Origin of the sequence: Desulforamulus aquiferis, assembly GCF_030577015.1 — a bacterium.
GTDB lineage: Bacteria > Bacillota > Desulfotomaculia > Desulfotomaculales > Desulfotomaculaceae > Desulfotomaculum > Desulfotomaculum aquiferis.
In genome coordinates, this window is sequence record NZ_JARPTC010000018.1 from 43,850 (window position 1) to 66,386 (window position 22,537).

At 45.2% G+C, this 22,537-nt stretch carries 22 protein-coding genes; all 22 read right to left on the bottom strand.

From position 1 onward, the window contains the following. Positions 1-52: 52 nt before the first annotated feature. On the bottom strand, positions 53-760 hold the full coding sequence (gene sigE, locus P6N53_RS12175; protein ID WP_304543577.1) for an RNA polymerase sporulation sigma factor SigE: 708 nt from the start codon (positions 758-760) through the stop codon (positions 53-55). A 48-nt stretch (positions 761-808) separates the two neighbouring features. After that, positions 809-1,717 (bottom strand): sigma-E processing peptidase SpoIIGA, encoded by a 909-nt coding sequence (gene spoIIGA / locus P6N53_RS12180; protein ID WP_304543522.1) that lies wholly within the window; start codon positions 1,715-1,717, stop codon positions 809-811. A gap of 183 nt (positions 1,718-1,900) precedes the next feature. Continuing rightward, complete coding sequence (locus P6N53_RS12185) at positions 1,901-2,161, bottom strand: putative signal transducing protein (protein ID WP_304543524.1); 261 nt, start codon at positions 2,159-2,161, stop codon at positions 1,901-1,903. Between the two features lie 22 nt (positions 2,162-2,183). After that, complete coding sequence (locus P6N53_RS12190; protein WP_304543526.1) at positions 2,184-2,330, bottom strand: hypothetical protein; 147 nt, start codon at positions 2,328-2,330, stop codon at positions 2,184-2,186. A 140-nt stretch (positions 2,331-2,470) separates the two neighbouring features. After that, positions 2,471-3,523 (bottom strand): cell division protein FtsZ, encoded by a 1,053-nt coding sequence (ftsZ, locus tag P6N53_RS12195; protein WP_304543527.1) that lies wholly within the window; start codon positions 3,521-3,523, stop codon positions 2,471-2,473. Positions 3,524-3,568: 45 nt separating this feature from the next. Beyond that, on the bottom strand, positions 3,569-4,546 hold the full coding sequence (locus tag P6N53_RS12200; protein WP_304543528.1) for a cell division protein FtsA: 978 nt from the start codon (positions 4,544-4,546) through the stop codon (positions 3,569-3,571). An 88-nt stretch (positions 4,547-4,634) separates the two neighbouring features. Continuing rightward, positions 4,635-4,928: a small basic family protein gene (locus P6N53_RS12205; protein ID WP_373323039.1), complete on the bottom strand. Its 294-nt coding sequence runs from the start codon at positions 4,926-4,928 to the stop codon at positions 4,635-4,637. A gap of 50 nt (positions 4,929-4,978) precedes the next feature. Beyond that, positions 4,979-5,704 (bottom strand): DUF881 domain-containing protein, encoded by a 726-nt coding sequence (locus P6N53_RS12210; protein ID WP_304543532.1) that lies wholly within the window; start codon positions 5,702-5,704, stop codon positions 4,979-4,981. An 11-nt stretch (positions 5,705-5,715) separates the two neighbouring features. After that, entirely contained in the window at positions 5,716-6,420 is a 705-nt protein-coding gene (locus P6N53_RS12215; RefSeq protein ID WP_304543534.1) for a DUF881 domain-containing protein, read from the bottom strand. Then, positions 6,420-7,169 (bottom strand): cell division protein FtsQ/DivIB, encoded by a 750-nt coding sequence (locus P6N53_RS12220; RefSeq protein ID WP_304543536.1) that lies wholly within the window; start codon positions 7,167-7,169, stop codon positions 6,420-6,422. Before P6N53_RS12220 ends, P6N53_RS12215 begins: the two co-directional genes overlap by 1 nt. A 100-nt stretch (positions 7,170-7,269) precedes the next feature. Beyond that, on the bottom strand, positions 7,270-8,523 hold the full coding sequence (gene murA, locus P6N53_RS12225) for a UDP-N-acetylglucosamine 1-carboxyvinyltransferase (protein ID WP_304543538.1): 1,254 nt from the start codon (positions 8,521-8,523) through the stop codon (positions 7,270-7,272). A gap of 14 nt (positions 8,524-8,537) precedes the next feature. Then, positions 8,538-9,449 (bottom strand): UDP-N-acetylmuramate dehydrogenase, encoded by a 912-nt coding sequence (murB, locus tag P6N53_RS12230; RefSeq protein ID WP_304543579.1) that lies wholly within the window; start codon positions 9,447-9,449, stop codon positions 8,538-8,540. 4 nt (positions 9,450-9,453) lie between these two features. After that, positions 9,454-10,827 carry a UDP-N-acetylmuramate--L-alanine ligase gene (gene murC / locus P6N53_RS12235; protein ID WP_304543540.1) on the bottom strand — a complete coding sequence of 458 codons (1,374 nt, stop codon included), beginning with the start codon at positions 10,825-10,827 and terminating at the stop codon, positions 9,454-9,456. Positions 10,828-11,016: 189 nt separating this feature from the next. Beyond that, positions 11,017-12,132 (bottom strand): undecaprenyldiphospho-muramoylpentapeptide beta-N-acetylglucosaminyltransferase, encoded by a 1,116-nt coding sequence (gene murG / locus P6N53_RS12240; RefSeq protein ID WP_304543542.1) that lies wholly within the window; start codon positions 12,130-12,132, stop codon positions 11,017-11,019. A gap of 34 nt (positions 12,133-12,166) precedes the next feature. Beyond that, entirely contained in the window at positions 12,167-13,267 is a 1,101-nt protein-coding gene (gene spoVE / locus P6N53_RS12245; RefSeq protein WP_304543544.1) for a stage V sporulation protein E, read from the bottom strand. Positions 13,268-13,361: 94 nt separating this feature from the next. After that, positions 13,362-14,720, bottom strand: a complete 1,359-nt coding sequence (gene murD / locus P6N53_RS12250) for a UDP-N-acetylmuramoyl-L-alanine--D-glutamate ligase (RefSeq protein WP_304543545.1) — start codon at positions 14,718-14,720, stop codon at positions 13,362-13,364. Positions 14,721-14,765: 45 nt separating this feature from the next. Continuing rightward, the gene (gene mraY / locus P6N53_RS12255; protein WP_304543547.1) at positions 14,766-15,770 is read right to left on the bottom strand and encodes a phospho-N-acetylmuramoyl-pentapeptide-transferase; all 1,005 of its coding nucleotides are present in this window, start codon (positions 15,768-15,770) and stop codon (positions 14,766-14,768) included. Positions 15,771-15,781: 11 nt separating this feature from the next. Beyond that, positions 15,782-17,179 (bottom strand): UDP-N-acetylmuramoyl-tripeptide--D-alanyl-D-alanine ligase, encoded by a 1,398-nt coding sequence (locus P6N53_RS12260; RefSeq protein ID WP_304543549.1) that lies wholly within the window; start codon positions 17,177-17,179, stop codon positions 15,782-15,784. Further along, positions 17,179-18,645 carry a UDP-N-acetylmuramoyl-L-alanyl-D-glutamate--2,6-diaminopimelate ligase gene (locus P6N53_RS12265; protein ID WP_304543550.1) on the bottom strand — a complete coding sequence of 489 codons (1,467 nt, stop codon included), beginning with the start codon at positions 18,643-18,645 and terminating at the stop codon, positions 17,179-17,181. Before P6N53_RS12265 ends, P6N53_RS12260 begins: the two co-directional genes overlap by 1 nt. Positions 18,646-18,777: 132 nt before the next feature. Further along, a complete protein-coding gene (locus tag P6N53_RS12270; protein ID WP_304543552.1) occupies positions 18,778-20,910 on the bottom strand; it encodes a stage V sporulation protein D in 2,133 nt (710 codons plus the stop codon). A 39-nt stretch (positions 20,911-20,949) separates the two neighbouring features. Continuing rightward, positions 20,950-21,480 (bottom strand): septum formation initiator family protein, encoded by a 531-nt coding sequence (locus tag P6N53_RS12275; RefSeq protein WP_304543554.1) that lies wholly within the window; start codon positions 21,478-21,480, stop codon positions 20,950-20,952. A gap of 76 nt (positions 21,481-21,556) precedes the next feature. Then, the gene (gene rsmH, locus P6N53_RS12280; protein ID WP_304543556.1) at positions 21,557-22,492 is read right to left on the bottom strand and encodes a 16S rRNA (cytosine(1402)-N(4))-methyltransferase RsmH; all 936 of its coding nucleotides are present in this window, start codon (positions 22,490-22,492) and stop codon (positions 21,557-21,559) included. Positions 22,493-22,537: the final 45 nt, after the last annotated feature.

Below are 22,537 nucleotides of genomic sequence, written 5' to 3' on the forward strand. Positions count from 1 at the left end.
CCACTAGAGCTGTTTTTTTGGCCTTTTTCAATGTTATTCTTGGTTTTTCACCCTACTCCATCCTGTGAATTTCTTTTTTCAAACGCTTAATAATTCTTTTTTCTAGCCTTGAGATATATGATTGGGATATCCCCAGCATATCTGCAACTTCCTTTTGGGTTTTTTCCGTTCCATTATTTAGCCCAAAGCGAAGTTCCATAATCCTCCTCTCCCGCCCGGATAGTTTAAGTAGGGCCTGGTGTAATAGCTTTTTATCCACCTCTTCTTCAATATTTTTGTAAATGATATCATTCTCAGTACCCAGGACATCAGAAAGTAATAGCTCATTGCCGTCCCAATCGATGTTTAATGGTTCATCAAAGGACACCTCTGAACGGGTCTTATTATTTCTTCTCAGATGCATGAGTATTTCATTTTCAATACAGCGTGAGGCATAGGTAGCCAGCTTTATTTTCTTATTAGGGTCAAAGGTGTTCACCGCCTTAATTAGACCTATTGTGCCAATAGAAACCAAATCCTCAATACCCACACCGGTATTCTCAAATTTTCTGGCTATATATACAACCAACCTAAGGTTTCTTTCAATGAGAACACTTTTTACTTTACCGTCCCCGTCTCCCTCACCTAGTCGACCAATTAGGTCGTTTTCCTCATCATTTGATAAAGGTGGCGGTAATGCCTCGCTGCTCCCAACATAATGTATCTCCTGCTGATAGCCCAACCACTGCATTACCCGTACTACATAGAGCTTTACCAGCATTTTAATATGCCAAGGGTTCCTCAAATATCTCCCTCCCTAACTTTGAAACTAGGAAGCCAATAGTTTTGGGTGTATTAAGGCCCCGTAATTTGATCCAGGGCTTAGCTTCTTGCCATAAATACCCACCACTACATCCCTTATTTCAAGTTTTTCTGTTCCATGCCAAATCTCAACTACATCAGGCCGAATTCCTAAAAGCAATCCGTTTTCCCTACCCAGTGATTGAAAAGGAATAACCCTTAATCTTTCAGCATAGGGTGTATCAGATAGTGACATTATCGCCAGGGAACCATCACTTAGCTTTGGATCGGAAATGGCCTCTGATATTTTAACAGGTAGCACTGACCTCAAAACTTCATATTCAACAACGATCACCGGATGTTGACTCAATGGTTCAATAAGCTGGTTTCCAGTATCAACAAGTCCACGGACCAGGGCTTTTTTGCCCCAGAGATATACTGCCACCGGCATCTCACAAATGCTTTGCTGCACACGTTTGAGCCAAATCATCGCCCCCCATTTACCCATTAAATAACTAAATATAATCGTAAGGGCTAACACTAACCATTTATTGTATTCAGCTTGGCCGAGCCAGTTACTACTGTAGCCTCCTGTATTTGACACCAGTAAATATTGCAGGCCCATGGCTAGGCCGGCTGTAAAAAAAGAGGCCAGCATCAATAACAGGGTATCCTTGAGCAGCTTTCTCCAGCCACTGTATTTGAAGGCAATAAAAACCATTACTAGGCCCAAAAGAAGCTTTATGTATAAAACACCAAAAAGCCCTAACCCGGGAATAAATAAAGAAAGGGCATAAATGCACCCCACAGTCGCTGCAGTAAACATTCTGGCCGGTATTAACCTATTGCCTGTAAATCTTGATGTCAACCACAGCACTGTAAAGTTCATCACCAAGTTTACAAAAATAAGCTCATCCACGTAGACCACTTGTCTCATTACATTACTCCCCCTGCCTAAAGGGGTGGTTACTACCATGATATGGTGTAAACAATCTATTTATACCAATATGGCCAAAATAACAAAACCCTGGCAATATTATACAATGCCAGGGCTGGGAAACTTGTCAATTTCTGGTATTTAATTCCATTTAATTTCACCCTAATATCTACAAAATAATTACTATCTTTCTTCGTCATCTTCCTGCATAGACGTTAAAAATTCCTGGGCCTCCTCCAATAACTCCTCGGGAACCAACACCTGGACCTGAGAGTAGGGGCCAGTGGCTGAATTGCCAAAGATAATAGAGCTAAAACTCTCCCATTTTAGGTTGACCGGAAATCCTGAGCTTTCCAGAGCCCCCTTTAATATCTCGGCTTCCATCATATTGGCCGCGTTAGTTAGTAAACGCCAAGTAGGAGTCATCATACTACACCCTTTCATATCTTTTTACATCCGGGATTTTCTAGTTTTGCGGATCATTCCAGTCATTTCGTTTGGAGTCTTTTTTAGCAGGCCCTTTATTATGATCAATAAACTCCTGCTCTCCCCTTACTTCATTTAGTGCCTCTTTACGGGTCAGATTTTCTTTATTATCAATATTCTTTTTCATGTTGTACCTCCCTATCAAATACTTAACCTTAGTGTACCCAGGCTAAGTAAAGATATCCTTAGAACAGGCATGAGTCAAGGAACTGTCCCCGGCTCGCATTGACAAATGGAAAACCCCCGGGGTTGTCCGGGGGTGAGGTATTAGCGGCGGCGTAGGAAGGCAGGGATATCTAGGTCATCGTGGCTGGCAAAGGGCTTGATCTCCATTTCCTTTTTGCCCTTTTCCTTTTTGTTATTAAGACGGTGCTCAAAGCCTGTGGCAATTACGGTAACCCGTACTTCTTCGTTCATTCTTTCATCTATCACGGCACCAAAGATAATGTTAGCTTCAGGATCCGCAGCCTGGGCAATAATTTCAGCTGCTTCGTTAACTTCAAATAACCCTAGGGAAGAACCCCCTGTGATATTAAGGAGCACGCCCCTAGCTCCCTCAATGGATGTTTCCAACAGCGGGCTGGATATAGCTGCCCGGGCAGCTTCTGTAGCCCTGTTTTCACCCGTTGAACTACCAATACCCATTAGGGCAGAGCCTGTATCCTTCATGATAGTTTTAACATCGGCAAAGTCCAAGTTAATCAGTCCAGGAACGGCAATCAAATCTGAAATACCTTGTACACCCTGACGCAGGACGTCATCGGCAATACGGAAGGCCTCAACAATGGAGGTATGCTTATCAATTACCTGCAGCAAGCGATCATTGGGGATGGTAATTAAGGTGTCTACTTTGCTTTTGAGGTTCTCAATGCCGGATTCAGCCTGGGAAAGCCTTTTTCTCCCCTCAAAGGTAAAGGGCTTTGTAACAACCCCTACAGTAAGTGCTCCTATTTCTTTGGCAACTTCCGCCACCACCGGTGCAGCACCGGTACCAGTGCCACCACCCATGCCGGCGGTAACAAAGACCATATCTGCACCCTTTAGGGCCTGCAGTATTTCATCCCGGCTCTCTTCGGCTGCTTTACAGCCAATTTCCGGGTTGGCCCCTGCACCCAGACCTTTAGTCAGCTTAGTGCCAATTTGGATTTTATGGTTACTTTGGGACAAAAACAGAGACTGGGCATCTGTATTAACCGCAACGAACTCTACTCCTTTGAGTCCAGCACTGATCATACGGTTTACGGCATTATTGCCACCACCTCCGACCCCGATTACTTTAATGTTAGCAAAATGGTCCAGGTCCAGCTCGAAGTCAAGCATATAAATAATCCTCCTCTATGTTTATCACAGAAAGTCGCTTAAATATTACCTAAACCGGGCCAAGACTCCACGCCATCCAGAATGGTCCTCCAAGCGACTGGAACTTCTTTTAGCACCATATATAACCAGTCCCACCGATGAGGTATAGCCAGGTCCATCAAGGCCTTCTTGGGAAGGTTTTGACCCTCCTGAAGGACCTATAGTAATTCGGGAAAAGGGGAATTGCGAATGGGCTAGACTTAAAAAGTCCTTCAGTAATGTCCCTCCCCCTGTAAATACCAGACCGCCGGATAATGCTTCAAACCGACAATTTTTCTTTAAATCGTGGTAACATAACTCAAGTATTTCTTTAACCCGAGATTTTATGATATCTACTGCTACGGTTCCTGAGATACTTCTTATGCCATTACCTGTAAGATTGGATATCTCTAATATGACCTCCGGTTCTGGATAGGATATTCCTAAAGTTCGTTTAACTCTTTCTGCTTCCCCTAGGGTTGTCCTAAGACAAACCGCTAGATCACTGGTGATATGCTCACTGCCAATGGGTATTGTATGACTATAAATCAGCTCACCCTGATCATACACAGCTAAACCAGTCGTTGTTCCTCCCAGGTCAATTAATACTGAACCTAGCTTTCTATCTGTTTCGGTTAAAAGCTTTTCTGCTGAAGCAATTGCGGAATGAACGGTTTCTATGATGGTTAAGCCAGCATTAACAACACATTGGGCTAAGCTTTCATCAATAATTTCAAACTCTCCAGTTAGTGAATCAGAGGTTGGGAAGGTAATATATACTTCCTTAACCAATTCTTTAGTCATGTCCTGGGCCAGCTCAACGGCATGGGCAATAGATTTGCCTAAAGCAAAACTATCATATACCTTACCCCGCCGGACACCAATGGCCGGACTCTCTCCAAAACCTGTAATTATCGGATATCCATTGGGACCAACCTCGGCAATGACTGCAACAATTTTTGTAGTGCCAATGTCTAATCCCGCGACAGTACGTCTCCTGGACAAGCCCAGGCACCTCCAGTGCAGCTTTTACTTAAAATGTAAAATTCAACAAAGAATAAAAATTCCCTTTTCAAAGAAGACCAAAAAATAGTTATTTTTTTAATATATGCCTGCGAATGATGGCTAAATTTTGGAACAAGCGCACACCAAAGGCAACCACTGCGGCTGTACTTAGGGGTACTCCTAGCTTTGTTCCCAGATATGCCAATCCCGCGGCTAATAGGGCATTACTAAAAAAACCTGTAACAAATATGCGGTTATCATAATGGTCTTCCATAGCCGCCCTGATTCCTCCGAAAACTGAATCTAGAGCTGCCAGCACGGCCAGTCCCAGATATTGTGCATAGGTTTGGGGTAAAACTATCGGAACATTTAGGCCAATCATTACGCCCAGGAATAATCCAACCAGGGCAATTATAACACCTATCCACACGGTTACCTGGCCTCCTTCAGTGGTTTAGCATATTCAAGATTTATATTATGGTAAAATGCCGGTACTACAATTTCGTCTTGCCTTTCCACACTAACGGTAATGCCCCAATCTTGCATAGTATCCACCAGGCCACCTTTGATTAAGAGACCACTTTCCAACTGGCCTGGGGAACCGATAGCCAAAACCTTATAGGGAGGCGATATTCTGGTAAGGTTTACATCAATGAAAGACCCTGCCAGCCTAATCTCGGTGGTAGATATAATCCTCTGACCGTTAATTGACATAGCTTCTGCCCCTGATGCCCTTAGTTCATTAATAACCCTAAGGAGGTCCTCGTCTCTAACCGTAAAGAGGTTATCCCCTGGTTTATCCCCCTTATTCATAGGAGCTATGCTTACTTCCACCCCCGGGCCCTGTAACCTGGTTAGACCAGCCATTTGCCTAACCTTGATCAATTCCTCTTGAACTGCCTGGGATGCCTCGGGACGCCCTTTATCTGCTTTTGCCAGCTTATCTTCTAAATCAATGGCCTCACTAAACAGAGTACTATATTCCCTTTCTATCTGCCTAAGTTCCGTTGTCAGAAGCTGCACCCTGTCATAGGGCACGCCTGAATCCACCCGGCCAGCCGTCCTAAACTGAAAAGCCACCATCAGCCCCAGGGCCATTGAAACAAGCAATATGGAAAAAAATAATGGTATATTAGTTTTTAAGCTTGGTTTATTCATCTTCAACCGCCTTAATTATCAGCCACAGGTTTGGCATAATCAAAGGAAATAGCTCCTGAAAACCCTGGAACATCAAGGTTTGTTTGTTTTCGAACTTGTACTTGAATACCCCATATTTTAAGCTGCTCAACAACCCCACCCTTCATAAAGAGTGAATTTTCTAAAGTCTGAGGGTTGCCGATAGCCTTGATGGTGAATGGGGCCGGCAGTCTTTTGTTTTTATTGGTAAGAATTGTTGGCCCAATGCAACGTATTTCACTGGTAGCTATCAGCCTGACATCATTTAGGGCTATGGCCTCTGCCCCTGCGGCCTTAAGCTCGTTAAGTACCCTAAGCACATCTTCATCGTGTAAAACATATAGGTTTGGATCTTGTCCCGGCTGAAGTACCACATTGCTATCATTTAATGTTACTTCCACACCTGGCCCGGAAACAGCCTGAATTCCCGCAATGATTCTACTGGTTTCCATTTCGGCAGCAAAGTTATCGGGCTGAACATTGGCCTTTTGATCCAACCTTTCCCTTAGCTCCACTACTCTTTTCTCCAGTTGGTTCCGGGCTTCCCTTTTTTCCTTTATTTCGTTGTTTAAGGTTTGTACCCGAGCAATGGGAGGGCTTTCATTAACCTCTCGGGAAAACCTGTATTGAATAGATATCATTAGCCCCAGTGCCAAGGCGACAAGAGCTATACCCAATTGATAACCCTTTATTTTCACTATTGGACACCCTCCGGTTTAGAATATTTAACCACCGGCACCTTAGGATTAGACAAATCTATATATTCAATCTCTCCGCCAGCTTGCTTTAGGTTTGTGATTACCTGTTCAAAAACTAGTCCTTTATACTCAATTTCCTTGGGCAGGCCAAGCCTTCCCTGGGTGCCATCCACCGTGTACAGAAAAATTTGTCCAGTTTCATTTACATGCATCTCAGAGAGTTGTTGGATCAAGGTTCTTGGTAGTTGACTCAATGAGTGAAGCATCATGGGCAAATCCTTAGACTCGACAGTTTTGCCTGGACCGCTCTCCTTAACGGTCAGTCCTGTAATCACCGGTAAGGCCGAGGCAATTGTGCCCTTTTGCAAGTATACCCCATCATTATCAACTTTAATAAAGCTGTTTTCCAGGGGGAGCAGAGCTACCGCCCTTCGCTCGGTAACGTTAATAATAATTTTATCCGGTAGTTTTCTTTCTAAGCTAACGACCTTAAGGAGCGGGAGCATGCTCAGCCGCTCTTCACACTGGCTCAAATTAAGTTTAAATATATTAGTTCCAGGAATAATTCCAGAGAATTCCTTTATTTCGTCCTTTTTCATCTGCTGATTGCCAACAATTTCTATTTTTTCAATCTCAAACAACGGAGACTGTAACAAGATATATACGGCAGCACTTACCAGCAAAATAAAAAAAACACTTTGTACCAAGTGGTGTTTTTTTTCCGGGGCTTCAGCACGAGGTCGATACAAATCTCCCACCCCTTGAAATAATTTCCGATGTTGCCCATTTTTACAATATTATAACTGATAAGTGATAGCCTTGTCCAAGGCAAAACTAAAAAAAGAGCCATTAACTATTGACTCTTATAATTCTTGCCCCCAGGGAATTATATCTTTTTTCTATTCGCTCATAACCCCTATCTATATGCTCGATATTACTCAGCACTGTTCCGTCCTCCCCGGCCAATGCTGCTAGAATTAGGGCAGCTCCTGCCCGCAAATCAGTTGCCTCCACACAGGCTCCTGATAGTCGACTGACCCCCTTAATGATGGCGGTATGGCCCTCCAGACGGATATCAGCCCCCATCCTGCGGAACTCAGGCACATGCTTAAATCTATTCTCGAAGATGGTCTCACTAATGACGCTGGTACCTTCTGCAATGGTCATTAATGCCATCATTTGTGACTGCATGTCGGTTGGGAACCCCGGATAGGGCATTGTTTTAATGTCTACTGCCTTAAGGGTTCCATTACTTTGGACACGTACCCAATCATCTCCTACCTCCACAAGTACACCAGCCTCCCTCAGTTTATAAATTAAGGGATCAAGGTGCTCTGGGATGACGTTGCTAACCGTCACATCCCCCCGGGTAACCGCTCCGGCGATCATATGAGTTCCTGCCTCAATACGGTCTGGGATTACTGTGTGGGTGACCGAACCTAATTCTTTCACCCCTTCAATTCTAATAACGTCCGTTCCAGCACCAACAACCTTAGCTCCCATGGCATTGAGGAAGTTCTGGAAATCCACAATCTCAGGTTCCTTCGCCGCATTTCTTATAACTGTAGTACCGTTGGCCAATATGCCAGCCATTATCAAATTTTCCGTAGCTCCTACACTGGGAACGTCTAAGTGAATTACTGTGCCAACTAGTTGACTTGCTTCTGCGGTGATATAACCAAATTTTTCTGATATTTCAGCCCCCATAGAGACCAAACCTTTAAGATGTAGATTCATCGGCCTGGAGCCAATATTGCAGCCACCCGGGTGCGATATCTTAACATTTCCAAACCGGCCAAGTATTGGTCCAAGGACTAGATTTGAAGCCCTCATTTTTCTCATTATGTCTTCCGATATTTCCTGGGGCTGTACATTCGAGCAGTCAACCGTCATGGTGTGCCCTTCAAAGTTTACCTTTGCCCCAAGATATGCCAGCAGTTCCTGCATTACCATGATATCCTTGAGTCTTGGCACCTGATGTACAGTACAGACGCCCCCGGTCAGCAGCGTTGCCGCCAGGATAGGTAACGAAGCATTCTTTGAGCCATTGGCTTTGATTGTTCCCTTAAGGCGGTTACCTCCCACAATAACAAATTTCTCCACGTTGCCACCTCCGCCTAGTCTTCACCCAGCAATCTAACTTCTCTCTTAAGCAGAATGCCAAAGTGATCTTCCACTAACCCTTGAACCTTCTCAATTAGAGCTAATACATCCCTGGCCTTTGCATTGCCAAGGTTTAATATCCAGTTAGCATGTTTAGTGGACACCTGGGCATCTCCAACCTGCAGGCCCTTTCCACCGGCGGCCTCAATTAATCTCCCGGCAGAGTCACCCTCAGGATTTTTAAACACGCTTCCTGCGCAGGGAAATCCCTGAGGCTGTATAGCCTTTCTTTTACTTAGATACTCCCTGGTTTCCTCCTCAATAAGAGCCTTATCCTTAAAGGTGCTGCTCCAGGTAGTTTCTACACAAATAAGCTGCATTCTTTGCAAAGCACTGGTGCGATAGCTAAAACCCAAATCTTCCTTTGCTAAAGTTATAAAATTGCTATGCTCATCAAGTACCAGTACCGATGTCAGTACATCTGCGACACAACCGTTTAGTGCCCCGGCATTCATCACAACCGCCCCACCGAGGGAACCAGGTATACCTGCTGCAAACTCAAATCCGCCAATACCTGCCCGGCGAGCGGCAGCAGCCAGTTCCGGCAGCATAGCACCGGCTCCGGCCCGAATAGAATTGCCCTCAACCGATATCTCCGCCAAGCCTCGGCCAATCTTAATTACCATCCCCCGAATGCCACCATCCTTGACCAACAGATTAGATCCGTTGCCAATGATAGTGAGGGGTATTTCTCTGTTACGGGCATACTCAACTGCCTGGTATAGGTCCTCTAGGCTAGCCGGATTAACAAAAATATCCGCCGGTCCCCCAATTCTCCAGGTAGTGTGTTTATTCATGGGCTCAGAAGAACTGACTTGCCCTTTAATCATTGCTTGGAGTTCTTCCGACAATACCCTATAATCCATGGTTTTAGCCAAGCCTCCTTAACAGTTCCCGTCCCAAGGTCCAGACATCCCCAGCACCCATTGTTAGCACAAGGTCTCCCTTAGCAACATTTGACTCAAGGTATTTAACGGTCTTTTCAAGGTTAGAAAGATAAATAATCTGCTGATTCTCCCTTGGCGGGATGGCATCAATAATTAATTGAGTATTTACACCATCGATTGGCGCTTCGGATGCTGCATATATATCCGTCAGAATTACAATATCACTATCCTGGAAGGATTCTCCGAACTCCCTGAATAGCTGACGTGTCCGGGTATATCTGTGGGGCTGGAAAACTGTAATGATCCTGCCGGGATGGGAGTTTCTAGCTGCCTGCAGGGTAGCCTTAATTTCCGTTGGATGGTGAGCATAATCGTCCACAACCTTAACCCCATCAATTTCACCCAATAGCTGGTAGCGTCTTTTAGCCCCTCTAAACTCCTTTAAGGCCCTGGCAATATCCTCAAAATCCAAATTTAGGTACCGTCCCAGGGCAATGGCCGCCAATGAGTTTAATAGGTTATGCTGCCCCGGGACATGCAATTCGACATCTCCCAGCTTATCACCATGATAAAGTACTTCTCCCCTATTTAACCCATGGACAAAATTAACTGCCCCCAGTGTATAGTCTGCGCCAGTCCCCTTTGTGCCATAGGTAATTAGCCGGCAGTTCAGTTCTTTGCCCATAGCCCTAAGTACAGGGTCATTCTGGCAAAGAATTGCCAATCCCTTGTCAGGTATTTTGCTTAAAAATTCTTTGAAGGCTGCGATAATATTTTCTTTAGTTCCATAGTGATCTAAATGATCGTCTTCAATGTTTGTTACTATTGCAATAGTTGGGTCCAGGAGTAAAAAAGAACCGTCACTCTCATCAGCCTCTGCAATCAGCAGGTCACCCTGTCCCTTTTTAGCGTTCCCACCTATGTTACTCAAGTCACCTCCAATTAGAATGGTGGGGTCAAGTCCGTTATTTTCCAGTACCAGAGCAGCCATAGATGTGGTTGTAGTTTTCCCATGGGCTCCGGCAATGGCGACTCCTGTTTTTTCCCTCATTAACCAGGCCAGCATTTCTCCCCTTCTCAGTACTTGCAAGCCCAGGTTTCGAGCCTGCTGAACTTCAGGGTTATCCGGTGAAATGGCTGTAGAAACAACTACTATATCAACATTCTTTAAATTTTCTGGAGCATGCCCGATATAACAAACAGCACCAAGGGATTCTAATCTCTCGGTAACGGCACTTCTTTTTAAGTCTGAGCCAGATATGCGATAACCACCCATTCCTAATAGAACGGTGGCAATACCACTCATACCTGCCCCCCCGATGCCAACAAAATGTATTCCTTTTTCAATTACCTGCACTAACTTCAACTCCTTCCTGAAACAGGACTACCCCGACTATTCTTTAAGTCCCTAAGAGCGTTTCCGTAAGCCATACTATGCATCTCGAACAGTAGGTGTTACTAACGCCCACCAATGGCTTTCCAGGGATTATACCGGCAGGCCTGTCCACTCTTCTGAAACAAAGACTGCCCCGGCAAACTTAGTTTTTTAATGCCGCGGCAAAATCTTTTCTACGCAATCAATAATATCATTAAGGGCCCCGGCCCGTCCAAGTCTTTTGCTGGCCAGGGACATGTTCCTCAGCCTTTCGGCATCATTAATAATGCTTCTTATTTCTTTTACCAATAACGGCCCGGTTAAATCCTTATCTTTGACTAGCACCGCTGCCCCACGATCTGCGAGGGCCCTGGCATTGAATTCTTGATGATTTTCTGAGGCATAGGGATAAGGAATCAAAATCGAAGGTATGCCAAGAACCGTCAATTCCGCCAGTGTTGCCGCACCAGCCCTGCTGACAACCAAATCTGCCGCCCCTAAGGCATCGTGCATATTGTACAAATAGGCTTTAATATTAATATTGACATATTTATCCAAATCAATACCCTTATTTTGGCAATCCTTAATAAATTCATCATAGCCCGTCTGCCCGGTGGCGTGAATCACCTGAATTGATTGACTATTGCCAAATTCCCTGACTACATCAACCATGGCTTGATTGATCCTTCTGGCTCCTCGGCTGCCGCCAAAAACAAGAAGGGTTAACAAGTCATCCTTTAACTGTAAATTGTTTAGGGCTGTATGGCGCTCAGCCTGAAGAATTTCCGGTCTAATTGGCAAACCCGTAAGCCCAACCTTAACTCCTTTGGAAAAATACTTCCTGGAGTCCTCAAAGGTTACAGTAACCTGATCTACTACCCGGGATAGAAGCTTATTGGTGATACCTGGTAAAGCATTCTGCTCGTGGATTAAGGTGGGAATTCCCAATCTAGAGGCTGCCAGCACCACCGGTCCACAAACATAGCCACCCGTTCCTATAACTACGTCCGGTCTAAACTCTTTAAGGAGGGCTTTAGCCTCCTGAAACCCCCGTATAGCTTGCCAGAGTATTTTGACATTGGCTAGGGATATTTTTCTTTCCAGGCCTGCCACCGTTATGGCCTTAAAAGGGAAACCGGCCTTGGGCACTAGGTCGGCCTCAAGACCTCGGTTTGTTCCTATATAGAGTATATCTGTGCCAGCAAAGCGCTCTTGCAATCCCTTGGCAATGGCTAGGGCCGGATAGATGTGACCACCTGTTCCACCGCCTGTTAATACTGCACGCAAATTACTCACCTCTAAAATGGATTATATGCTTCCTTTAACGGGGAGTTGTATATTTTGAAATATTTAGTATTATGCCAATGCCCGCCAGAGTAAACAATAGGGATGTACCACCATAGCTTATAAAGGGCAGTGGCACTCCGGTAACAGGCATTGAGCCGGTAACTACACCCATATTAATAATTGCTTGTAGGGCTATGCCGCTTGTTATACCGGCAGCCAGCAAGCTGGCAAAGGGATCCGGTGAAGTAACCGCAATTTTTAGACCCCGCCAAATAAATACCACAAATAATAGCACCACCAATGAAGCCCCAATGAAACCCAGTTCTTCCCCTAAGATGGCAAAGATAAAGTCAGTATGGTTTTCTGGCAGGTAGAGAAACTTTTGCTTACTTTGTCCCAGACCAAGGCCAAATAGCCCCCCTGAGCCAAGGGCATATAAGGATTGTATAATGTGGTAACCTGTGCCCTGGGGATCCTTTTCAGGGTCCATAAAGGCCAGGAACCTCCTCATGCGATAGGGCTCAAAATAAATGGCAAAGGCCACGGCCACAGCCCCTAAACCCATCAAACCACTCAAATGGAGTACTCTGGCCCCCGCTGCAAAAAGCATAATAAATATGGTTCCAGACAATACAACTGCTGTCCCTAAATCCGGCTGAAGCAAAATTAGTCCGGCCGCAAACCCCATGGCAACCAAATAGGGGAGCAGTCCTTCCTTAAAGGAGTGGATATTCTCCGACTTTGACAGGCCAAAGGCTACAAACATAATCATACAAAGTTTAACCAATTCTGCCGGTGAAAAAGACATGAAGCCCAGATTAATCCAGCGTTGAGCACCATTGGTTTCAGTCCCAATACCTGGTAATAGCACAGCTATCAATAGGGCAAAACCCACTAATACTATTGGCCCAATAAATCGCTTTAGCCTGTAGTAATCAAAATTCATCATACCAAACATGGCCACCAAACCTACCAGTGCCCACAGAAGTTGTTTTTTGAAGAAGTAGAAGCTATCCCCATATCTCACCATGGTAACATATTCACTGGAAGAAAAGACCATAATCAATCCAACACTTAGCAACATCAATACCGTGAGAAATAAGACAAAGTCCGGAGGTCTTTTCTTTAATCTCATAGGCTCTACCCCCTATCAGCTTCAGGTTACCGGGGTCACCAAATTCAGTTCCATAACCCCTAAATGGTACCTGGCTCTGATTACTGGTGCCCGATTAGCTTTTTAGTTTTAAAACAAGTTCCTTAAATAGATCTCCTCGCTCCTCAAAGTTTTTAAACATATCCCAACTTGTACAGGCCGGGGATAAAAGTACAACCTCACCTGACCTTGCATGGTTATGGGCAAGCTCTACGGCATGCTCATAGTCCTTGGCCTTTAAGATATGTTCAAAACCTTGGGTCAGGGCCGCCTCCTCAATTTGGTACCCATCCTTACCCACGACAATCAGAACCCTGGCCTTTTCTTTTATCTTTCTAGCAAATTCGGTAAAATCAATGCCCTTGTTCTTGCCACCGGCTATTAAAACAATGGGTACATTGTAAGCTTCCAGGGCTTTGATGGAGGCATCAGGATTAGTTCCCTTGGAGTCGTTGACGTAGTCAACCCCGCCAAGGGTGGCTACGTGCTCAAGCCTATGGGCAACTCCCCTGAAGGTACTTAGTGTGTGAGCCATATTTTCCTTTGAAACTCCCATGGCATGCCCAATTGCCACAGCCGCCAAGGCATTTTCTAAATTGTGGCCCCCGGGAATGCGCAGGGATGTTACTCCGGCAATTTCAGTGACACCATTGTCTATTACCATTATTTTGTCCTTCTGGGCAATAATTCCTTTTTCTAAGATATGCTTTTTACTAAAAAATATTACTTCACCAGGACAAGAGTCTGCTAATTTCCTAGTTATCGGATCATCGTAGTTTAATATTGTAAAATCTCCGGGTTTTTGTTGGGCAAATATCCTTGCCTTAGCCTTTGTATACTCTTCCATGGAACCATGACGATCCAGATGATCGGGAGTAAGGTTTAAAATCACTGCAACCTTAGGAGCAAATTGGCTGGTGGTTTCTAATTGAAAACTGGAAACCTCCGCCACAATAATATCCTCCTGGGAATAATTTTCCACCTTGCTGACTAAGGGAAGCCCAATATTTCCTGCCACCAGTGTCCGGTAACCTGCATCCCTAAAAAGCTGTCCCACCAAGGAGGTTGTAGTAGTCTTACCGTTTGTCCCAGTAATGGCCACCAGAGGTGCCCTGGAAAAACGGTAGGCTAATTCCATCTCTCCCATAACCGGAGGTGCGCCCTGACTTAGGGCTTTGGCCACAGGCGGTACTGTTAATGGCACGCCAGGGCTAACCACCACTAGATCATATGCCTCCCCCGAAACCTCTGGATACTGACCCAAAGCAAGCTTTACACCTCTGTTTTCCAGCATAGCTGCTAAATCAGCCATCTGCTCCCTTGTTCGAGAATCTGTTAAGGTTACCAGGGACCCCTTTTCAATTAGAAATTCGCAGACAGCCTGGCCGCTCTTCCCAGCTCCAACTACTAGTACTTTTTTCCCCTCTAGTTCCACTTTAAGTACTCCTTTTGCATCAACTTTATAATATCGAAATAGCTGTTATCTTAGTCCGTAAACACCTAACAGGCCTATGGCGGAAAAGGCAAAGCTAATAAGCCAAAAGGTCCTAACCACCCGCTTTTCAGACCAGCCGGAAAGCTCAAAATGATGATGGAGGGGGCTCATCCGAAAAACCCGCTTGCCTGTTGTCTTAAAGGATATTACTTGAATTATTACCGAAAGGGTTTCCAATACATACAGTCCCCCGATAAATACCAGAAACAACTCGTTCCTGGTAATAACTGCTGCAGCTCCCAGTGCGCCTCCCAGCGCCAGGGAACCAGTGTCTCCCATGAAGACTTTGGCTGGGTTTTTATTGTAAACTAAAAATCCCAGGCATCCCCCGGCTACCGCGGCCAGCACAACCGCAACACCAACTTTGCCGCTGCCGAGGGCCAACAGCATAAAAGCACCGGCAGTAAAAACGGTGGCACCTGCAGCCAGACCATCCAAACCATCAGTCAAATTCACACCATTTGTTGTACCCAACAATACAAGGACGGTTAGGCCAAAAAAAGGCCACCAGCCTAAATCAAAGCCTATTCCCCCTGGTGTAAAGAAGCCTGAAAAGGGTATTAAATAATCTGTACCCCGTCCAAGGTTAAATACTGCCAGAACAGCTAATATAGAGGCAATGATAAGTTGCCCCAATAGCTTTTCACGGCTCTTCAGTCCCAGGTTCCTTTTTAATACTACTTTGATAAAATCATCTATAAAGCCAATAAGACCGTAACCCATGGTTACAGCCAACACGATTAATCCCTCTGCTCTCCCAGGGATCCCTGGATTTTTCAAGAGAAACAAACCCGCCACAGCAATCCCTATCAGAAACATGACCCCACCCATGGTGGGTGTTCCGGTCTTGGCCATATGTCTGGCCGGGCCCTCTGTTCTGATGGTCTGGCCAAATTTTAGTCTCCTTAGCAAAGGGATTGCAATGGGCCCTAGGATTATAGTTGTTATCAAGCTAATAGCCGCTGCCGGCCAAATTGCCGAATAATCCATGCTATTCACCCCTAATGTTCCAACGGAGTTTTTTGCCCTACCAGGGCATGAACTATTTCTTCCATACGCATCCCTCTGGACCCTTTTACTAAAATGGTATCACCATTTTGTAAAACATTCTTTAAAACCTCTATTGCCCCAGAATTATTCTCACATGGATAAATACTCTCTTCAGCCAACCCTGCACCAGCTCCACCTTGGGCTATTGACTTGGCTAAATCACCCACCGTGATTAAATGCTCAACCCCGGCCTTAACAGCTGCCTCTCCTACTTCCTTATGTCCTTGTTCGGTAAAATCACCTAACTCATACATATTGCCCAATACAGCGATTTTCCTGTAAGCAGGTGTCTCCTTCAACACTTCTAGGGCAGCTTTTGTAGAGCTGGGACTAGCATTATAGGTATCATTAATAATGGTAATCCCTTTAACTTCTATAATTTCAAGTCTCATCTGGGTTAGTTCAAGAGCCTTTAGCCCTTGAACAATATTCTCGAAGGTAAGACCCAGCCTTAACCCTACACCGATGGCTGCCAGGCTATTGGCAACGTTATGACTGCCCGGCACCGGCAAATACACCTCTCCCTGACCACCAGGGTAGGATACTTTAAATCTTACCCCACCTGTTTCTGGCCTAAGGTTGCTGGCGGAGATATCGGCTTCTCCACCAATGGAGTACAGCCAAACCCTGCCTCTACAGCGGGAAGCCTGCTCTCTCATGTGCGGACTGTCAGCATTGAGGACTGCAAAGCCCTTTTCACTAATGTGCTCTAACACTTCTCCCTTGGCATAGGCTATGTTTTTTACTGTCCCTAACCTCTCCAGGTGAGCCTCTCCAATATTTGTTATAACTGCACCTGTGGGTTTAGTCATTTTTGCGAGAAAATCTATTTCTCCTGGCCCTCTCATACCCATTTCTACCACAGCTGCCTGATGGGCCTTATTTAGCTCCAGCAGGGTTAGGGGTAATCCCAGCTCATTATTAAAATTGCCCTGGGTTTTAAGGGTATTTAGACACGTGCCAAGTATAGAAGCAATCATATCCTTGGTGGAGGTTTTTCCATTGCTTCCTGTTACTGCCACCACCGGAATATCCAGCAGCAATCTGTTATGCTCTGCCAATTGCTGCAAAGCTACTAGGGTATCAGGAACCAAAATCACGCCTCTCCGGGAGTTATTGGTCTCTATTTTTTGGGAGATCAGCACCGCAGAAGCCCCGGCCTCCAATGCTTGGTTAATAAAACTATGCCCATCCACCTGGATTCCTTTTAGGGCTACAAAGAGAGTTCCCTCCCCCTCCTTGATCTTTCGGCTGTCAATACTTACATCTGAAACAGAAAGCTCAGGATTGCCTTGTAAAATAGTACCCCCGGTGATTTCTGCAATTTCCTTAATGGAATGGGTTAGCACTAGGCCCCCTCCTTTTTCCCGCTACCAGATATGGCTTCTACTGCCACTTGCCGATCATCAAAATCATATTTGGTGGTGCCAATTATTTGATAGGTCTCATGTCCCTTTCCCGCAATAACTACCACATCGCCGGCCTTTGCCAAATCTATTGCCCGGTTGATAGCTTGTCGTCTATCAGCTATAACCAAATAATGGGCTGCCCCCTTTTTTACTCCCTCTACAACATCTTGAATAATTTTATCCGGCTCTTCAGTGCGGGGATTGTCTGAGGTGACTACGGGCAAGTCGCTGTATTTGGCGGCAATTTCACCCATAATTGGTCTTTTGGTCCTATCCCGATCTCCCCCACAGCCAAACACTGTAATCAATCGCCCGGTGGTAATCTGTCTGGCGGTGGTCAGAATATTTTCAAGGCCATCAGGGGTGTGGGCATAATCTACTATTACCGCAAAATCCTGACCTAGGTCAACTAACTCAAATCTCCCTGCCACACCGGAAACAGACTCCAGGGCCTCTCTAACCTCTTCTGGAGTGTATCCTAATACAAGACCGGCCGTATAGGCTGCCAGTGAATTATAAACATTAAATCGACCCGTCAGCTTTAATTGTAAATGCTGCTTACCCCAGGGACTTAATACTGTAAAGCCCACCCCCCTAGAGGTGACTTTAATATCCTGGGCTATAACATCAGCATCACTGTCTATGGCATAGGTATAAACCTTCCCTCTGCATACTCTTATAAGTTCTGCAGAGGCTGGATCATCCCCGTTAATTACCGCATTCCTAATGTCTGTTTGGAACAACTTCGCCTTTGCTGCTAAATAATTTTCCATGTTGCCGTGAAAATCCAGGTGATCCTGGGTTATATTGGTGAATATTGCCAAATCAAAATCCACACCGGCCACCCGATTTAGACTCAGGGCATGTGAGGATACTTCCATTGCCACTCCCCTAACCCCTTCGCTAACCATATCGGACAAAAGCTTCTGTAAATCCAAGGATTCCGGGGTAGTGTTATTCACTGGAAATATCTTATCTCCAATATAGTTACTGATTGTTCCTATGATCCCCGGTTTAACCCCCGCCCTTTTCCAAATAGCCGCCACCAGGTGAGTGGTAGTAGTTTTTCCGTTAGTACCGGTGACTCCAACCATGGTCATATTCTTAGCTGGGTGCCCATAAAACTTATCTGCCATTAGGGCCAGTGTCTTTCTAGCATCACTAACTTTAACAACGGTAACCCCTGGGGGGACCTCCACATCCTTTTCAACCACTATAGCTGAGGCGCCTGAATCTACAGCCCCGTCAATATAAATATGTCCATCCGTTTGAAAACCCTCTATGGCCACAAACAAGCAACCTGAACCTGCCTGCCTCGAATCATAGGCTAAATAACCAATCTCAAGATTGGTTTTACCCGTTATCGAAATATAATCAATTGCTTTAAGGAGTTCACTTAATAGCAAAACTTCATCCCCCCAGCCTATTATACTTCCTATTCTTGCCAATTGTTAAACATTTATGCCCTTGACAAGTTTTAAAAACCCTGACCCCCTTCCACTGGAGGCCAGGGCTTCTATTTACTTTGAAATATTTGCCTAATTACTTTTTACAGGTGGTTTAAACTCAACCTTAACGGTGCCTCCCCTGGTTAACTTACTTCCCGGGGCAGGGTTTTGCGTATTGGCTAGACCGGTGCCACTGGGCTCAAGCATTAAACCTATGCTCTCCAATAGATTACCCGCCTCCCTTATACTCATGCCCTTTAAGTCGGGGACCGAGACCTGCTCGCCAACCTTAGAATTAGCATTTCCAGTAAGATCCAAAATGACGGTAGTTCCGGTTAAAACTAATGCACCACTTTCAGGTATCTGTCCATAAACCACCTTTCCCTGTCCTCTGGTTTCAAAGGCTAGCCCTGCCTCCCGAAGAACTTTTTGAGCTTCCTCCAAGGGAAGGTTCACCACATTGGGAACTCCCACTTCAATTCTTTCTTCTTCAATTTCCCATGGGTTAATTTTGGGTTTTGGCAGATCCTTTTGTTCAGGTACACCCAGATAGCGTAATACGTCCAGGGCCAGGGAAGAGAACACCGGGGCCGCCACCATACCGCCGTAATAATTTCCACCCTGGGGCTCAGCAATCATTATTAAAACAGAAATCTTTGGATCGTTGACCGGGGCAAAACCCGTGAAGGAGGCAACATATTTACCGCTGGCATAGCCTCCTCGTTCCGCCACCACCTGGGCAGTACCGGTTTTACCCGCAGCCCTATAGCCTTCTACAAAGGCATTTTTTCCTGTACCCTTGAATACAACATTTTCAAGTAGTTGACTGGTTACCCTAGCAGTTTCCGGCGAAATAACCTGGCGAACCTTCTCAGGGGCAAACTCCTTAATCACCTGTCCCTTTGGGTCCTCGATGGTCTTAACCAAATGGGGCTTCATTAACACCCCGTCATTGGCCACCGCACTAATTGCGGTAAGTAGTTGAATTGGTGTCACAGCGATGGATTGACCGATTGACATGGTGGCAATATTTAGATTAGTTGCATCCTTTTCGGGAATTAAAATACCTCTAGCTTCACCCGGCAGGCCAATTCCCGTCTGATTATTTAGGCCGAATGCCCTAATATATTTATAAAAATTTTCTTTCCCTAGGTTAAGACCAGTTTGAATAAATCCCGGGTTACAGGAGTTTTGAACAACTTCCTCAAAGCTCTGACTGCCATGGCCACCGTCTTTCCAGCAGCGAATCTTCCGATCAGCCACCTGGTAATAGCCAGGATCATAAAATCGGTCAGTGGTTTTTACAGCGTTTTCTTCAAGGGCAGCTGCGGCAGTTACTATTTTGAAGGTGGATCCTGGCTCATAGTTATACCATACCGCCGGATTTCGGTCCCATACGCTCTGGGGGACATCTCGCCATTGGTTGGGATTAAATGTGGGCCTGTTACCAAGGGCTAGGATCTCCCCGGTCTTAGGATCCATCACAATAATAACCGCTATTTTAGGATTATATGTCATTACAATCTTATCTAGTTCACGTTCAACAAAATGCTGTATTGTTTGATCCAAGGTTAGAATAAGGTTATTTCCCTGGGTGGGCGGGATATACTGGTGCAAAGCTTGGGGAATCTCCCGTCCGGCTGCATCATGCTCTATGACAATGCGCCCCGGAACCCCTTTCAAATCTTCTTCAAAGGCTGCTTCCATACCCATTAAACCTTGATTATCCGTTCCGGTAAATCCCAAAATATGAGGTGCCAGTGCTTCTTGTTTATAATGACGTTTGCTCTCTTCAGCAAAGCCTATCCCATCTATTTTTAACTCCTTAATCCTATGGGATGTCTCAAAATCAACCTTTCTCTTTAGCCACTCAAAGCGGGACTTTTTTGTAATAATGTTTTTAACTTTTTCCTCATCCATGTCAAGTATAGGAGCAATTTGAGCAGCCACTTCATCTGGCTTTTTCACGTGTGAGGGTATTACATAAATTGAATCGGCGCTTATACTCGTGACAAGCTCATTCCCATTACGATCCAAGATGCTACCCCGTTTTGCCTCCACAGGAACATCTCGCATCCGGTTAATAATTCCCTTTTGCCGGAGTTCGTCTCCACGGACAAATTGAATCCAAGCCAACCGGAAGACAATCAAAGATAATAAAAGGGCACCGATCATGAAAAGCCAGGTAATTCTCCTGCGGACAAGTATGTTGGTAGTTTTCAACCTTAATTCCTCCCTGCAGGCCTGACCGTTGCCGCTTCCCTAAATCCTTTGCTCCCAGCGGCTCACCATGTCCACAAAGGCCTCAATTACCGGGCTTTTCTTGCTAGAGTCCAACTGATTGTCCTCCTTCAATCCCGGTGTATTTGCGGCTACCTCTGGGAAAACATTCCTAGCCTGGGTTTTTTGGCCCTCCTGGGGACTCTTAGGCAAGGCGGCAACCAATACCACATCATTGGGATCAGGTTTTACCATCCCCAATCTGGTTGTGGCTATGGCCTCTACTCGTTGTAATGATAGTAACTGACTGGCTTGGGTCTCCAAATATTCCTGCTCGGCCTGGAGATAAGCCAGATCCTTTTGCAGCTGAGTAATCTGAAAACCCACAGCCGCCACCTGAGAAAAGTAATAAGCAACAGTAACCCCTGCCAGAAACATGGTTAGGATGCAGCTTGTAAGAAGTACTTTTCCTCGAACAATTGCCCGTCTGGAAAATTCCTTTTTTGTACTGGTCCTTTCCACCTGTTGTTCCTGGGGTGAAACGTAGCTAAATTTTTCCTGTGCTACACTCAAGCTTATTCACCTTCCCGCCTTTTTAGAACTCATCCCAGTGTTATATAAAACCTCTATTACCATATTTATGAAATAACTAAATTTTTTCAGCAATCCTTAATTTTGCACTGCGAGCCCGGGGATTAATTTCAATCTCTTCTTCCCTTGGAGCCACAGGTTTTCCTGTTATAATCTTTAGCTGAGACTTATTACCACAAGCACAGACAGGAAATGCAGGTGGGCATATACAAGGATTGGCAAGTTCTTTATAGGTCTCCTTGATGATCCTATCCTCCAGGGAGTGAAAAGTGATTACACATATCCTTCCCCCAGGCTTTAGTACCCCTACGGCACCTTTAATTGCCTCAGCTAAGATTCCCAGTTCATCATTTACGGCAATTCTTAATGCCTGAAAGGTCCTTTTAGCCGGGTGTGGCCCTTCACGCCTTGCATTTGCCGGTATAGCTTTTTTAATAACCTCCACCAGCTTTGAAGTGGTGGTTATTTGCTCCCTAGCCCTTTCAGCAACTATAAATGAAGCTATTCTTTTAGCCCAACGTTCTTCACCATAGTTCTTAATGATCTTGGTAAGTTCTCCTTCGGATAAATGGTTGACCAATTCCCTGGCACTGACCGGCTGCTCAGGACTCATTCTCATATCCAAATCAGCATCATGCATGTAGCTGAACCCCCTCTCAGGGGTATCCAGTTGGTAGGATGAAACTCCCAGGTCAAATAGTACTCCATCTATCTGGGAAATATTCAGTTCCTGTAAAACTACCGAAAGCTTGCTAAAGTTACTTAATACCCCTTGGAATTGCCCTTCAAATTCTTGTAAGCGTTCCACGGCATTATTAATGGCTGCAGGATCCTGATCTAAACCAACAAGGCGCCCCTTTGGACCAAGGCGCCTGAGTATTTCAGCACTGTGCCCTGCACCACCAAGAGTGCAATCAACATAGATCCCTTCGGGATAAATATTCAAGCCTTCAATTGACTCCTGCAGCAACACCGAAACATGTTTAAATTCCATTATGGTTTAGCTCTTCCACCTTCCAGAGGCTGTTCTTAAAATATA